Source organism: Clostridium punense (genome assembly GCF_017874425.1).
GTDB classification, from domain to species: Bacteria; Bacillota; Clostridia; order Clostridiales; family Clostridiaceae; genus Clostridium_J; species Clostridium_J punense.
Map to the genome: position 1 here is coordinate 16038 of NZ_JAGGLL010000008.1, position 15122 is coordinate 31159.

The 15122-nt window shown below is 31.0% G+C and carries 15 protein-coding genes; 12 read left to right on the top strand and 3 right to left on the bottom strand.

The features are described 5' to 3' along the window. The first annotated feature begins 3 nt into the window (after positions 1–3). Entirely contained in the window at positions 4–1293 is a 1290-nt protein-coding gene (dnaB, locus tag J2Z44_RS06260; RefSeq protein ID WP_021283601.1) for a replicative DNA helicase, read from the top strand. Positions 1294–1336: 43 nt separating this feature from the next. Next, positions 1337–1906, top strand: a complete 570-nt coding sequence (locus tag J2Z44_RS06265; RefSeq protein WP_021283602.1) for a hypothetical protein — start codon at positions 1337–1339, stop codon at positions 1904–1906. A gap of 197 nt (positions 1907–2103) precedes the next feature. Here J2Z44_RS06265 and J2Z44_RS06270 read toward each other — a convergent pair whose 3' ends face one another. Next, positions 2104–2880: a CAP domain-containing protein gene (locus tag J2Z44_RS06270; RefSeq protein ID WP_021283603.1), complete on the bottom strand. Its 777-nt coding sequence runs from the start codon at positions 2878–2880 to the stop codon at positions 2104–2106. A gap of 349 nt (positions 2881–3229) precedes the next feature. Between J2Z44_RS06270 and J2Z44_RS06275 the strand changes: the two genes are divergently transcribed. Next, entirely contained in the window at positions 3230–3415 is a 186-nt protein-coding gene (locus J2Z44_RS06275) for a histidine kinase (protein ID WP_021283604.1), read from the top strand. 390 nt (positions 3416–3805) lie between these two features. Continuing rightward, on the top strand, positions 3806–4672 hold the full coding sequence (locus J2Z44_RS06280) for an Nmad3 family putative nucleotide modification protein (RefSeq protein WP_021283605.1): 867 nt from the start codon (positions 3806–3808) through the stop codon (positions 4670–4672). 98 nt (positions 4673–4770) lie between these two features. Here the strand turns inward: J2Z44_RS06280 and J2Z44_RS06285 are convergent, their stop codons facing one another. Further along, positions 4771–5793: a nuclear transport factor 2 family protein gene (locus tag J2Z44_RS06285; RefSeq protein ID WP_021283606.1), complete on the bottom strand. Its 1023-nt coding sequence runs from the start codon at positions 5791–5793 to the stop codon at positions 4771–4773. Positions 5794–6094: 301 nt separating this feature from the next. On the opposite strand from J2Z44_RS06285, the gene J2Z44_RS21455 reads away from it, so the two are divergent. The 7 genes from J2Z44_RS21455 (at position 6095) to J2Z44_RS06320 (ending at position 12985) form a co-directional block, all read left to right on the top strand. Next, positions 6095–6553 carry an RpnC/YadD family protein gene (locus J2Z44_RS21455; RefSeq protein ID WP_021283607.1) on the top strand — a complete coding sequence of 153 codons (459 nt, stop codon included), beginning with the start codon at positions 6095–6097 and terminating at the stop codon, positions 6551–6553. A gap of 98 nt (positions 6554–6651) precedes the next feature. Next, positions 6652–7767 (top strand): hypothetical protein, encoded by a 1116-nt coding sequence (locus J2Z44_RS06295; RefSeq protein ID WP_209649419.1) that lies wholly within the window; start codon positions 6652–6654, stop codon positions 7765–7767. Continuing rightward, complete coding sequence (locus J2Z44_RS06300; protein ID WP_209649420.1) at positions 7767–9515, top strand: hypothetical protein; 1749 nt, start codon at positions 7767–7769, stop codon at positions 9513–9515. Before J2Z44_RS06295 ends, J2Z44_RS06300 begins: the two co-directional genes overlap by 1 nt. A 284-nt stretch (positions 9516–9799) precedes the next feature. Beyond that, entirely contained in the window at positions 9800–10027 is a 228-nt protein-coding gene (locus J2Z44_RS06305; protein ID WP_021283611.1) for a DUF3791 domain-containing protein, read from the top strand. Continuing rightward, complete coding sequence (locus J2Z44_RS06310; protein ID WP_021283612.1) at positions 10024–10509, top strand: DUF3990 domain-containing protein; 486 nt, start codon at positions 10024–10026, stop codon at positions 10507–10509. Before J2Z44_RS06305 ends, J2Z44_RS06310 begins: the two co-directional genes overlap by 4 nt. A 1-nt stretch (position 10510) precedes the next feature. After that, entirely contained in the window at positions 10511–10753 is a 243-nt protein-coding gene (locus tag J2Z44_RS06315) for a hypothetical protein (protein ID WP_021283613.1), read from the top strand. Positions 10754–11245: 492 nt separating this feature from the next. After that, positions 11246–12985 carry an ABC-F family ATP-binding cassette domain-containing protein gene (locus tag J2Z44_RS06320; protein ID WP_209649421.1) on the top strand — a complete coding sequence of 580 codons (1740 nt, stop codon included), beginning with the start codon at positions 11246–11248 and terminating at the stop codon, positions 12983–12985. 114 nt (positions 12986–13099) lie between these two features. Here the strand turns inward: J2Z44_RS06320 and J2Z44_RS06325 are convergent, their stop codons facing one another. Continuing rightward, positions 13100–14011 (bottom strand): Rpn family recombination-promoting nuclease/putative transposase, encoded by a 912-nt coding sequence (locus tag J2Z44_RS06325; RefSeq protein WP_209649422.1) that lies wholly within the window; start codon positions 14009–14011, stop codon positions 13100–13102. A gap of 353 nt (positions 14012–14364) precedes the next feature. Here J2Z44_RS06325 and J2Z44_RS06330 point away from each other — a divergent pair, with 353 nt between their 5' ends. Continuing rightward, entirely contained in the window at positions 14365–14934 is a 570-nt protein-coding gene (locus J2Z44_RS06330; RefSeq protein ID WP_021283618.1) for a hypothetical protein, read from the top strand. Positions 14935–15122: the final 188 nt, after the last annotated feature.

Consider the following 15122-nt stretch of genomic DNA (forward strand, 5'->3'; position numbering starts at 1 on the left):
AGCATGGATAGAAGATTTAACTTAAAGGCAGAAGCTGAAATTCTAGGAGCAGTAATAAAAGAAAATAAGCTAATTCATGAGATTTATGATTTTCTACTACCTGAGGACTTTTATGATAAGAAAAATAAATTAATTTATACTTCAATAAGGCAGCTTCAGGAAAAAAACTCTCCAATAACTGTGGTTACTCTTACAGAAGCTTTAAAAGATAGCCTAGCTGAGGCTGGAGGAATAAGCTATTTAAGTGAGCTCATAGCCACCTCTTTATCAGGAGAACATGTAAAAACCTATAGTGAAATAATAAAGGACAAAGCTAATTTAAGAAGGTTTATAAGTTGCTCTAATAATGCTACTAAGGAAGCTCATGACGGGAACAAGCCTATTGGAGAAATAATCAGTGACTTTGAAAATACCATAAACCTAATCAAAGCTGGAGGTAAAAGACATAGTGGAGACCTAAAAGAAGGTATAGATAATTTTCTAGGGGATATGGAGGCAGTGAGAAAGGGAGAGAAAGCCCTATGCTCCATAAGCTCAGGATTTAAAACCCTAGATCATATTTTAGGGGGCTTTGAAAGACAGGAACTTATGATAATTGCAGGAAGACCCAGCATGGGAAAATCCGCAGTTAGTATGAACTTAGCCCTATCTGCAGCTATAGGAGGAAAAAGTAAAGTAGCTTACTTTTCCATAGAAATGAGTAAAAAGCAGTGCTTTCAAAGAATAGCAGCAGCTTTATGCAAAATATCCATGAACAAAATAAAAAGATCTATCTTAAATGAAGAGGAATTTTCAAGAGTTAAAAGCACTATTGAAAAGCTATCCACCTATAACTTTAAGCTTTATGATTCAGTGGTTTACCTAGAGGATATTAAAAGTGAATGTTACAGATTAAAAGAAAGTGAGGGTCTGGATGTGGTTTTTATAGATTATCTTCAAATTATAGGACTTCAAACCTCTTTTCAAAATAGAAATCTAGAGGTAGCAAACATCTCTTCACAGCTTAAAAGAATGGCAAAGGAACTAGATATAACAGTTATATGTTTATCTCAAATCAACAGAGCCACAGAAACCAGGATAGACAAAAGGCCAATTCTTGCAGACTTAAGAGACTCAGGGGCCATTGAACAAGATGCAGATACAGTGATGTTTGTTTATAGACATGCCTATTATGAACCAACAGAGGCAAAGGAAGATGAACTGGAACTTTTAATTGCAAAAGCAAGACAAGGGGAAACAGGAGTTATACCAATGAAGTGGAGTGGAGCTTATCAAAAGATAGAAGAAAAATAAAAGGGATTAATTATAAATTTTTAAATAATAGGGGGAAATAATTATGGAAATTTATAGCAATAAAGAAGTTGTTAAGAACATGAGGGATATAAAAAGTATATTAAATGAGCAGGTTATAACAGAAGAAAAAATAGGGGATACAGAACCTGCACAAGAGGACTTAAAAAGACTTTTAAATAGATTAGGAATAACAAGAAACTATAGAAAAACCAATAAAATAACCTTGGACAACATAGAAATAATCTTTGAAATCATGAATGACATGGCAAAGGATAGAGAAATAAAATGGAAGTATAATTACGATGCAATCATAGATAAAAACGCAAGATATGTACTTAGAATTAACATTAAATCCTTCTTTGATATATTTATAAAAAAGTGTAGAGAACTAGGATATCAGTGCTACTTTGATGAAAATAAACCTCATGATGTTGGAAGAGTAATTAGACATAAGCATTATTGCCTCGGAAATTTTAACACTCGATTCTTAAGAGAAGATGAAAGTGAAAAAAGGTATATAAATAGCAGATGTATTTATATTGACATAGCAGAGCTACAAAACTTAGGGATTAACATAGATGGAATGCTGGTGGATAACACTTTGAATAAATAGCGAGTTAAGAACCATGGGAATAAATCCCTTGGATTAATAACCTATAGGATTAGTGGAGTAAGAACTAAGTTACCTTTATAAAAGGTTTCAAATAGAGGAATATAGAGGGACTCTAGATAGTTTAAACAAAGCCATGTGGCTGTTCACACAAAAAGAGACAACCAAACCTTGGCTGTCTCTTGTTATATTAGAACAAATTATTTAGTTGAGAAATGCTGAGTTGCATAAACCCAATTTCCTTCACTGCTAAACACTACCCCTGCAGACATCTTTGTCCAGCTTCCATTTAAAATGTTAGCTCTGTGTCCTGGGGAGTTCATCCATTGATCTACAAGGTATTTAGCTGTAGTTGCAGATTCTGCATAACCTTGGCTGTAGAATAAGTTTTCACCATAACTATTTGTGTCATACTTGAAGTATTTAGTTGCTAAATCCATTGGGCTAGCATTGTTTAGTGATGGTGTGTTGTGATCAAAGTAGTTATTCTGAAGCATGTTGTTAGACTTATATCTTGCTATTGGTCTCATTTGCTCTTCCCAAGTTAGTGGGTTTAAGCCTGCTTTTGCTCTTTCTTCATTAACATAGATTAGAATATCTTTTTCTACTGCTTCCATATATTTAAAGCTCTTATTGCTTGGATTTGTAGGTACACCACTTGGCACTGCTGTGGTTGGTGCTGTTGCTGGAGCATCCGCTTTAGGAGCCTCAGTTTTTGGTGTTGCAGCTGCAGTATCCGTGCTGTTTGGTTGCTTAACTACTGGAGTATTCACTTTGTTGTTTTTTTGTCTTGAAAATAAATTTATAAGTTGTCCACTTTTTTGTGGAGTTTTAGTCTGCTTTTGAACTATGGCCTGATTTGAAGCTTTAGGCATTGAAGTACTAGTTGCTGCATTAGCAGTTGTTCCACTAGCAGCAGTAGCTCCTCCTACAGTACATAGAAATAAAACTAAAGATAATACTTTATTTTTCATCATATATCAATAACTCCTTATTTTTTATTTTGCTTACATATAATTTCTATTACTTAAATATCTAAGAAGAATCTTTACAGCTCTTTGCTGATTCACAATTAATTAGATACTTTTGTATATAAATTATATTGATACTTGGGGGTATCACTAACACCCAGTGGTGTTTTGCAGCTTTTATTGCTTCAGTGCCTTGTCGATGAACATATCTTATCACGGGATAAAAACGAAAACAACCCCACTCCATGAGTTTCATAATAAGGGTAAGATAATCCATTTGAGATTTTAATATTTAAAAATTAAAAACTAAAAATCATAGGGGATGGGGAAATAGTGTGTAAGAACTAGAGAAAGTTTGAAGAAAGAACTAGAAACTGTAATCTATTTATTCATACTTAGTAAGGAAGAAGAGAAGGAATACCTAACCTCAACTTACAATTTATCTATAAAACTAAAAAAACTCATTGATGAGCTATTTGAGTACACAAAGCTTTCCAGTAATGATATAGCTCTAGAACTTGCAGAAGCAGATTTGGGCTGAAAGCCATGGAGATATGGTAAGGATATGTATTAAGTTGCCTATTAGCAATAAAATTACTTAAAAGTTAAATTTTTAAAGCTATGTGCCCCCTTACTATAGGGAGTGCATGTTTACGCAAATCAAAAAATACTTACCCTAGGGGTAGTTAACACAATTTGTTTTGCTATTGGTTATCAATACATAGATATATCTATTGATGTATGGAATACATTATAATAAATAAGGTAACTAGTATTTTTAAATGGGTAAAATATTTTTATCCATGGGATTAGAAATTTGCCATTGGAGCTTATTTATTCTAGAAGAAATAGTCAAAATTTTAATAAGGAATTTGAAATTCACAATAGGGTTTTATATTGAAGGACTAATATTTAATGGGGGAATATAGATATGAAGATTATATTAAGTAGAAAGGGATTTGATACAGCTGCAGGTGGTTATCCAAGTCCACTGTTTATTGATGAAAAATACCATGTATCATTTCCTATACCAGAGGATAATGATATCAATAAAATTAACACTGGTATAATGTACAAAGATCTTGTATTCAGAGAAGGCATAAGCTATTCAGATTTAATGAATGATTTAGGAATTAAGGGATTGGAAAATAGATATGCACACTTAGATCCTGACTTAAACTATCATACTATACAGGGGCGTAAAAAGGATTGGAGAGGTTTATTTGGGCAATGTAGCAGTGCTCAATCACATCTAGCCAATCAGGAAATAGAAGAAGGAGATTTATTTCTATTTTTTGGCTGGTTTAAAGATGTAAAGAAAATAAATGACAACTATACTTTTATAAAGGGAACTGATAAGCAAATTATATGGGGCTACCTTCAAGTGGGTGAAATTCAAAGCATTTCAGAGCATCTAGAATACGAGGGATGGAAGCTTTCACATCCACACTACTATTATAGACAGAGAAAAAACAATACTGCTTATATTGCAAGAGAGACATTAAGTTTTAATAATTCAATGCCCGGTTTTGGATGCTTAGGATATAACAATTCTCTAGTCCTTACTTGTGAAGGGCAAGGTAAAAGATCTCTTTGGAAGTTACCACGTTTCTTTCATCCACAGTTTAATACTAAAATGACTTTTCATGAAAAGTTGGTTGATAAATCGGGGAAACCTATATGGCAGTTAAATGACCATCATTGTTTGCTACAAACTGTTGGGAGGGGTCAAGAGTTTGTGATAACTGGAAACACTGAAGTGGAAGAATGGGCTAAAAGTTTAATCTTGAATACTTAAAAATTAAACAAAGTTTACCCCTGTGGAGTTAATGAAAGAATAAATAGCAGTAAATAAAAGACACATCGATTTAAAATCAATGTGTTTTATTAAAATAATTATTTTATTGGAACTATTATTTTAGCAACCTTTTCTGAACCTCTTGTAAAGGTTACATTTAAATTAGAACTATCTGTTGGGAGTGCAAAGGTAGCACTGGCCTTGCATTTTCCACCAACTGGAGTATTTTTAGGATCTCTATTTTCGTCATAAACAGGATAATCCCCAAGTACATTTCCCTGGTCATCTAATACTTGAAAAGCATATCCATCAATGTATAAATCCTGTCCAGATTGTTGCCCAAAGCTAATGTTTTCATAAGTATAGTCTAGAAAAGCAACTTTTTTAGCTTCTATACCAGAAAACTCATTTCTTTTATCAGTAGCCCTTGCACCTTCTATAGTTAAGCTATAGTTTCCATTTTCTGTTTCAACAATAAAAGGTTGATTTAAAACCATTTCCTTAACTTCTTTTTTTGCAGTTTCTGGTTTTTCATTTTGTGTGTTAAATAAGGAATTATCTAAGTTAACTAATAGTTTTGTTAAAGCATCATCATTATTTATTTTCCACTCACCATTTGTTTTGGTTAAAGAAATGTCACCAGTTCTTTCAGTATACTTCATATTATTCATGCTTTCTACGAGCATAGTGTCAAATAATTTATCTGTTTCTTCTTGTGTTGCGTTATTTCCTGAAAAAGCTTGTGAGAATGCTGTTGTAAAGGCTTTTTGTAAAAAGTCTCCTAATACAGATGCCATATCAGGACCATTTACTTTTACATTTACAGTAGCAGAATCTCCATTAATTTTCTCGGAATTTATTGTATACGTTAAGTTTTTCAAGGAATCCATGAATTTTTTCGTTGACTCATTTGGTGCTCCTTCACTTTGTTTCTCGGTGTCTTTCTTTGCTTTAGCTAAGGTTTGATTTAGTAACTTAGAAAAGTCTGCATTTTCACCTTTCTTCACCTCTTCTAAGTAATTCTTTACAGAATTAGATGGAGTTTTAGAGCTACAGCCGTATACTGCAATTGTCATAGTTATCAGCATTATAAATAATACTACTTTTTTGAATCCTTTCATTAATATACCCTCCCATATTTTTTCCCAATAATAAGCTTACCATGGGATAATACAGAGGGATAGTTAACAAAGTGTGAATTCAAACTTGAAATAAAGCCTTATAGGAAGGGGTTAGCATATGAGCTATAATATAACCATGGTAAATTAGAATGAAATTTGTAAGGATGAGTAAAACATAGGGCAAAAATCACCCTAAGGATGATTAACAAGTTGTGAACGCAATTTGTATTGCTAATGTATTTTTCACTTTATTAAGTTGGACCTTGGAGGTCCACTGCAGCTTTTAAATTACAGAAGATTTATGGATAACTTAAAGATAAGTAAGCAATGGGAAGAAGAGAAAAAGATAAGTGTAGAAAAAATTAATGTACATATATTAAATACAATAAAAAATCCCCTTGAAGCTATTAGTGAGGCATATAGATGTGATAAAATTACATTAGAAGATTACAACGAAATGTTATCAGTAATACAGAATTTAAATGATTACTTTATAGATACCTACAATTATTACAAAGTGTTAAGCCAAGAGGTAGAAGTTATGTTCAAAAGTTTTTATGATCCTGAGGTTGAGAAAATGGGTATTGTAAAAGGATTTGAAAAAGAGATTGAAAAGGGAATGCAACAAGGGCAAGATAAGGCTAAAGTAGAAATTGCTAGGAGATTACTCCGTAAAGGCATGAGCTATGAATTTGTAGCAGAAATAACCGAATTAAGTTTAGAAGGTGTAAAAGAACTTGCTAAAGAAATTATGAGTTAAGTATAAGTAGCCATGTGATGCAATGCTCCATGGATCAAAAGGTAGCATATGTTGATTAAATTAGTAAATAAGGAATTTCTTAATAAGAGGAGAGTAAATTGAGGAAATACGATAATTTAAAGAGAAAAAAGGATTTAATAATAAGCGGGATCAATGAAGACCTTGATAATTTAGATAAAATATCTAAGGAAGCAAAGCGTGTTTCTGTGGTTGCAAACAATGCGGCACTAGTAGTAAATGATATTGAAAAACAGTTTAAAAAGGTTACAAAGCTTAGCAAAACAGACATTTCCTTTTTAATGTTAGCAACGGCATTACAATGCGCAAGACAGTATATATTTACAAATGATAAATTTAGATTAGATAAGGCTTCAGATGGGGATAAGTTGGTAAAAGATCCTCTGAAAAAAATTACACCGAAAGAGTGGCATGATATATTATTTGGAAGTGTACCCTATGATGCTGTTACACAAACAGAGAGTTTTAAGGATTTGAATATAAATTCTGGAATTTCTGGTGCTACACACAGATATAGAGCATTGGGACATGATCCTGTTATTGGCTGGGTAATTGGACCTATAAATATACTTTCAGATTCATTAACAAAAAATGATTTTATAACAACCTTTAAGGTTACTAATAAGCAGTTAGATGGAGTTTTTCAAGGTGGAACCCTAGGTGCAATTGATGTGGCTATAAAGCAAAGTTGTGCAAATACATGGAATTTACCCGCTGCAGTTATTAAGCAGGCAATTCATTTGGGAGCAGATAATTTTACTAAACAGGGGTTACCTGTGCCAGGTTTATCAAGCTTAAATGAAGATATGGCTAAGAAGTTGCTTACAAAATATCATATTGATAATTATAGTATTCTACGAGGGGCTTCCATGGCTATTTTAATAAATAGTATTATAGAATGCATACATATGCTGTTTTACAATGAACAAAATGATATTTCTGTTGATTTATATAAGGTAAGAAGTAAAAAAATAATAATGTATTCCAATACTATTGCATCCACAAGCAATGTTATTTATGCTGCATTAACTAAAGATCTAACAAAATTAGATGTGGGTGGCATTTTGGTAACCTTATATAGAATTGTAAGCGATAAAAAGTTTGTCAGTGAAGTAAAAAAAGAATTTTTAGAAAAAGAATTTTATAATACTGTAATGGGAGAAAATCTTAATAAAATCATAGGGAGTGAAGAGTAATGAGCACAAAAGATTTTAAACGTGGAATGGAAGCTGGAGCTAAGCCATTTAACGATAAGTTTAATCAGACAAGCCAAACAATTAATAAAGTTGGAGGGCAAATAAACAAAAAAATAGACGCTTTGAATGGTGTTATGGAGGAAGTTATAGATGATTTAAATTCTATAAAAAAGAAAGAAATCTATGACTTAAATACAAAACTTGATTTAAAGAAAGATTTAGATGAGGCAGAAAAGGAATTATTAGCAGCTTTATTAATTACTATATCTAATAGTGGCGCTGAAAATAATGCATATCAGCAGAAATTTATAAGATCGGTAAATTCATACATAGAAATAAAAAACCCGCAATTATCTATTGATGTGAGCAGTATTGAGAATATTGTTAATTTAAGTTCACAAAAAGCTATTTTGCAAGTAATTATGGAATATTTATTTTTAGAGTATGGTAATTTTGAGTTCTTGGAAGATTATGAAGAAGGTTTATTTGACTACTTTAATGTGAATAAAAAAGGAGTTAATGAGATTAAGGAATGTATAAAAGCAATATATAATGCTACAGGCTTTGAAGGTATTGCTGAAAAGTATGGTTATGTAGTTGAAGAGAAGACTGAGGATGTAGATAAGGATAAATTAGAAAAAAAATATAATACCTATGATGGTAGTGATATTTGTGAGAAATGTGCTGATATAATTAATATAAATGAAAACTATATAATTTTAAAAGACTACTTAGTATATTGCGATAATAGTACTGACAAATTATACAGAGTAAGAAAAAATGATGGTGAAAAGGTTGAAATAAATTCAAAATTAGATATTGAAATTACTCGTAATATATTTGGAATTGAAATGTTAGGATATGGGGAAAACTTATTTTTATTTACTAGAACTATAAGTAATAGTGTGGTGAAGGTAAATATTAATACATTTCAAAAAACAATAATAGAGCTAGTTGGAGAAGGATCAAAATATCAATGTAATGAGGATTACTTCACTTATATAATTGAAGTAGAAAATGCAAAAAGGCTTGTTAAAATAGATTTAAAAAATAATACCACAGAGATATTAAAGCATACTGTAAATGGTGAAAATGTATTAACCAGTGAAGAGTATTATCTTGTAGGAAGAAATGTATATTTTAAACCCCAAGGGTCATACGTGGTTTATGGGTATCCAATTTCTGATGAAAACCTATTAAACAGTGATAGTTTATATAATTTTAACTTAGAAGAAGGTACTTTAGAAATAATATGTGAGATTCCAGGTGTTAGTTATTATTTTCTTTCAGCCAATGATACAAGCCGCTATGGAAATGTTTTATTTTCAACTCAAAATGGTAATTCTTACGAAAAGTTAAGTTTTTCATATTTGGATCTAAAAAATCCAAAAGCCATAAGAAATACATCTATTATGAATTATAGTTGTGATACTTATCCATTTTTAGCATATGACTGGATTTTTTATGTGATTTTAGATTATAAAATGTCTATAAGAAAGTATAACATAGTAACTGGAGAATCTAGTATTATACTGGAATCAACACAGTGTGCTAATAGTTATACCACTGGAATATTTAAAAAGGAAACACATTATAGTATGATGGGAACCGAACCTCAGGTTGTAGGAAGATGGTTATACTATTTAGGAAAAACAAGCAATACTGTACGCAAAGTATCAATTGATGTACAAATGGGAGAAAGTGAAGTACTTCTTTTAGATGGCAGCCCAGTACATAGATATATGTAGAAAAGGGTTAAGTTACCCCAGGGGTAGTTAACACTCGATTTTTAAGAGAAGATGAAAGTGAAAAAAGGTATATAAATAGTAGATGTATTTATATTGATATAGCAGAGCTGCAAAACTTAGGGGTTAACATAAATGGGATGTTGGTGGATAATAGTTTGGACAAGCAATAGAGTTAAATAAATCCCTTGAAACAACTTCATATGCTATAATATGATTATAAATATTCAATTTGGTTTAAATTTTAAGTATAAAGTAAAATCATAAATAATAAAGAGGGTATAGTAATGGTGGAATTTAATAATGAAGAGCAAATAATAGAATTTATTGCCTTTTGTATAGAAAATTTTAAAGTAAAACATGGCATGAAAGGTAAAGCTGTGGCTAATTTATTTTACGAAAGTAAAGCACTTGAATTTTTAAAGGATGCATATGAGATGCTTCATACACAAAGCAAGGAATATATTATTGAAGAAATAGAAGTTTATTTGAAAAACAGGGGGTATAAATTTTGATTTTATATCACGGAAGTAATGTAGAAGTTCAACATCCAAATTTAATTAAAGCAAATAGGACTTTGGATTTTGGTAATGGGTTTTATACTACTACCAATAAAGAACAAGCTTATAAATGGGCTCAGATCAAAAAGAAAAGAGAAAATAATGAAAATGGATATATAAGTATATATGAAGTATCAGAGGATATATTAGATAACAAGGATTTAAATATTATAGTTTTTTCAGAGGCTAGTAAGGAATGGTTGGAGTTTGTAATTAACAATAGAATGAATGTAGATTATAAACACAGCTATGATATTATTAAAGGACCTGTAGCAGATGATAGAGTGTATGCATGCTTAAATGCCTTTGAAAATAAATTTATGGATATGGATACAGCCATAAGAGAATTGAAAACTTATGAGCTAGCTGATCAGATATCTTTTCATAGTGAAAAAGCTATAGGTATTCTTGAATTTATTAACAGTGAGGTGGTATAACATGACTTTACCTAAGATTACACAAGAAAATGTACATCTTTTTATTCCACTAAAAGTTGCAAAAGTAACAGAAATCACTGCAAAGAATAAGAATATGAATTGGGAAGAGGTATTAATTAAATTTTACAACTCTAAGGTATATGACCTATTAGAGCAAGAAGATACAAAGTTGTGGTACGAGGGTCCAAGTTATATTTATAAAAGTTTTGAACGAGAGCAAAATGGAGAGCCTTTAGATATTTAAAACAAAGTCATGTGGATTGAACAGCCCCCTGTCACGTAGACAGGGGGCTGTTCAGAGTACCCTGGGGTAATTAACAAGGATGCTAACAGAAGCTAGGAAACTAGATGACAAGTTATATACGGTATTAATGAATTTTTAAAATCTTGAACTTAGCCATAAAAAGTGTTATGCTATCAAAGGTAAACTTAGTAGAAGAATTTAACACATAAAAAAATAAAAATTAAAATTAAGAAGATAATACATTTAAGAGCTTGTTTTTATAGGCTCTTTTTTAACAACATTTTGGAAGCTTTAGGTCTACCACCTTTTATAAGTGGTAGTTATCCAGCCAAGAAAAGATACTTTAGTGTTAACCAATTTCAGCGGTTACTAGAAACTTGGTTCGTCCAACTCAGCTTACAAGGATCTTCATTAAAATGAAGTTTTTCATTAAGATAAAGTTGTTAATAAAATGAAGTTGTTTATTCTTTAATGATAAAGAGAGGTATTAATATGATAAAAGTTGAAAACTTGTCCTACTCATTTCCACAAAAGGATTTATATAATAGCATTTCATTTACCTTAGAAGAGGGAGAGCATTGTGCTTTTATAGGAAGAAATGGCAGTGGAAAAAGTACGCTGATAGATATAATTATGGACCCTGAAAAATATATCTTCGAGGGTAAGGTAGAGAAAGAATCAAATTGTAGAATTGGTTATGTGAGTCAGTTCTCACAGCTAGATAAAATAGAAGAAACTACAGTTTTTCAGTATATAGGGGAGAAATTTATTACACTACAAAATGAGATAGCATCTATTTGTAGTGAGATGGAAACCTCTTCTGATATTGAGCCCTTACTAGAAAAGTACCAAGAAGCCTTAGATGCCTTTGCTGCAATTAATGGAGATGATTTCGAAAAAAACATTAATAAAAATTTAAATCTTGCAAACTTAAACAAGTGTAAAGATTTAAGGATATCTGAACTTAGTGGTGGAGAATTCAAGCTTATTCAAGTAATCAAGGAAATGCTAAATAGTCCAGACTTAATGATTATGGATGAACCTGATGTGTTTTTAGACTTTGAGAACCTTAATTCTCTTAAAAATCTAATTAATTCTCACAAGGGTACAATGCTAGTTATTACCCACAATAGATACTTACTGAATCATTGTTTTAACAAAATTCTGCACCTTGAAAACATGGAGCTTCAAGAGTTTGAGGGAAGCTATATAGAGTATAACTTCTCATTACTTCAAACTAAAATTGAGATGCAAGAACTAGCAATTGCTGATAATGAAGAACTTGAGAGAAATGAAAAATTAATAGAAAAACTAAGAGATAGGGCAACTACTGATGCTGAAGGTGCTAGAGGAAAGACTCTAAGGGTTAGAGTTAAAATTCATGAAAGATTAGAAAAGCGTAGAATTAAAGCCCCATTTATAGATATTAAACATCCGAATTTCAGGTTTTTTATAGATAATAAAATAGAAGAAACCGTTGCTTTAAAAGTTAGTGATTACAGTGTTTCATTTGATGAGTTGCTTCTAGAAAATGTGAACTTTGAGATTAAATCCAACGAGAAAGTAGCCATTATAGGTCCCAATGGTACGGGAAAAACCACTTTGCTTAGGGAAATCTTTGAAAATAATAATCCTTCCATTGAGATAAATGAGGCCATGGAAGTAGCTTACTTATCTCAACTTCAAGGTGAAACCCTAAAGGAATCTAACACCATAATGGAAGAGTTCTTAGAGGCTGGGCTTAAAACTTATGAAGATGTTACAGATTATATTTCAGACTATGGTTTTGAAGAAGATGCCCTTAATCAAAAGATAGGATCTTTATCTGGTGGGGAAAAAAACATACTTCAGATCGCTAAAGTTACTGCAAGTCAAGGAAATTTTTTGCTGCTTGATGAACCTACAAGTCATTTAGATACTTATTCACAAATAGCGTTGGAAAAAGCCCTAGAAGAGTATAAAGGTGCCATATTGATGATTTCTCATGATTTCTACACTGTAGTAAACTGTATGGATTCTGTTTTAATCATTGAAGATAAAACAATTAGAAAAACCAATATAAAAAAATTTAAAAAGATGATTTATGCTAGTCATTTTGATAAAGGTTATTTAGAAACTGAGCAGAAGAAAAAATTAGTTGAAACAAGAATAGAGAAAGCTTTAAAGGAGGCTGACTTTATCACGGCAAAAGAGTTATCCGAAGAGTTAGAAGAGCTGATTAAGTTACTGTAATTTTATAGGATTATTAGAGGTTTTAATAAAGAGAAAATAAAAAAATAACACTTGAAATTGTGCAGGTGTTATTTTTTTATATTTAAGACAATTAGATATAGGGTTAAGAGATTTTTACAGGTACTTATAGATATCTTCTATTGAATTAAGTTCAAAAATTTCTAGTGCTAAAGTCTTAAATTTCTCTTCAGGAAGCTTTCTGATTTTTTCCGCTAAATCATCAGATAAGCCTTTAAATTTTCTATTGAGTTGCTCTAATAATAAGGTAACTCTTCCCTCCTCTAATGCTTCCTCACGTCTAGTTACTTCATCATGAAGAGCCATTTCTCTTGATAGGTAGAGGGCACGAGCCTCTCTATCTTGGCTCATAGTTCTCAAAATATCGTAAGCTTTTTCTATGTCACTATTTACCTTCGCCATTTCCAAAATAACCTCCTTTGAATCGCCTTTTATAAAATTCATCCATTGTGATAATTTATCCATATTGTTAACATTCCTTAGCTTGCTAAGTTCGATAAAGTGAATTTCTAGCACTTCTGTTAATTTTAACTTAGTTTCATCTTCCATAATGTGAAATATATTATGATATTTACTTGTATTTATATAGTCATAATCAACAATGTTAATAGCAATGGTCTTTTTAAGTTTTTTATAACTTTCACCCACAGCAATTTGTTCTATGTAGAGCTTTGACCAGTAATAAAGGCTTCTTTCAGGCATAGAAACAGTTCGCAAAACTTGAATTTCTATATCAATGTGATGACCAATATCAGTTACAGCTCTCACATCTAACACACTTTTCTTATCTTCAATATTCTCTTTCAATAGCTCAGAGTTTAAAATTGTTACATCATTAACTTTATCACTTAAGATAGAATTTAAAAGAGCTATTAGAAGATCCTTATTTTTAGCGTCACCAAAAATTTTCTTAAAAACAAAATCATTCTTTGGTTTAAGTAAAAATTCTTCATATTTATCTGAGTTTTCTCTAACAAAATAATTCTCTATAACACTATTATAATGCATGGAACCAGTCCTTTCTATAACTTATATCTTAATTATTGACAAGAAAAATATTAATATACAAACAGGTGTTTGGAGTGATCGGAATACTCAAGTAGGATTAAATGTTAGAGTAAAAATACTCTTGAAGCTATTGGTGAGTCCTATAAATATGGTAAAATTACCTTAGTAGATTACAACGAGATGTTATCAGTAATACAGAATTTACCCCTGGGGTAGTTAACATGTTCTAAATCAACGGTCTTATAACATAGGGGAGGTTATAAAAATAAAGTTTTTGGAAGATTCATATTTATTCTAATTTACATCGTTACCACATATAACTAGTAGTGATAATAATTTGTCGGGGAGACAAAATGAAATTAAAATCACTATATACTTATTTCAAAGCATATTTTAATTACAATACTTCTGGAAATCCTATTTACGGAAGGGCAGTTTCGGAGGCAATGAAAGTTATCAGAGATGCTACTAAAAACAAGACATTGAGTCCAATACAAACCTATCTTCATAAGCAGTACTCCTTCAAGATTACTAAAGATATGCTTCAAAGACTGGTTTCACTAGCTATGTTACATTATCAATATCCTTTTAATGAAATTCAACATGTGGAACTTTCAGCAATTATAGATAGGAATTTAATTACTACTAATCATAGGGGAATTGAAATACCTATAGAAGGTGGATGGGATAATAAAAATAATAAGTTTATTTTTATTACCTTTAGTAAGTCAAGCAATATGCAAGAAGAAGTTAGAGTAATCAAAGGACTTATTAAAGAATTTGTAGATGCTAATAGTTCACCAGCAAATATTAAAACAATTGTCTATTGGAACTTAAGCAAGGGAAATGTAACAGAAGTAGATTATCAAACTTTGCAACCAGTTGATAGACAAAGTTTAATTGATGCAGCGAACAAGCTTTAGCATAGGCATAATAATAAAAATAGAAGAAGAATTTTTAAACTTAATAAAACTAAAAATTACTATATTAAGGACATGTAGTCGAAAATTCTACATGTCCTTAAAATTTACTTGTTTAATATTTATGCTTAAACATATATAAATAAAAAAACAAATTTAATCAACCAGTTAACAATGAAATGGTTAATTTT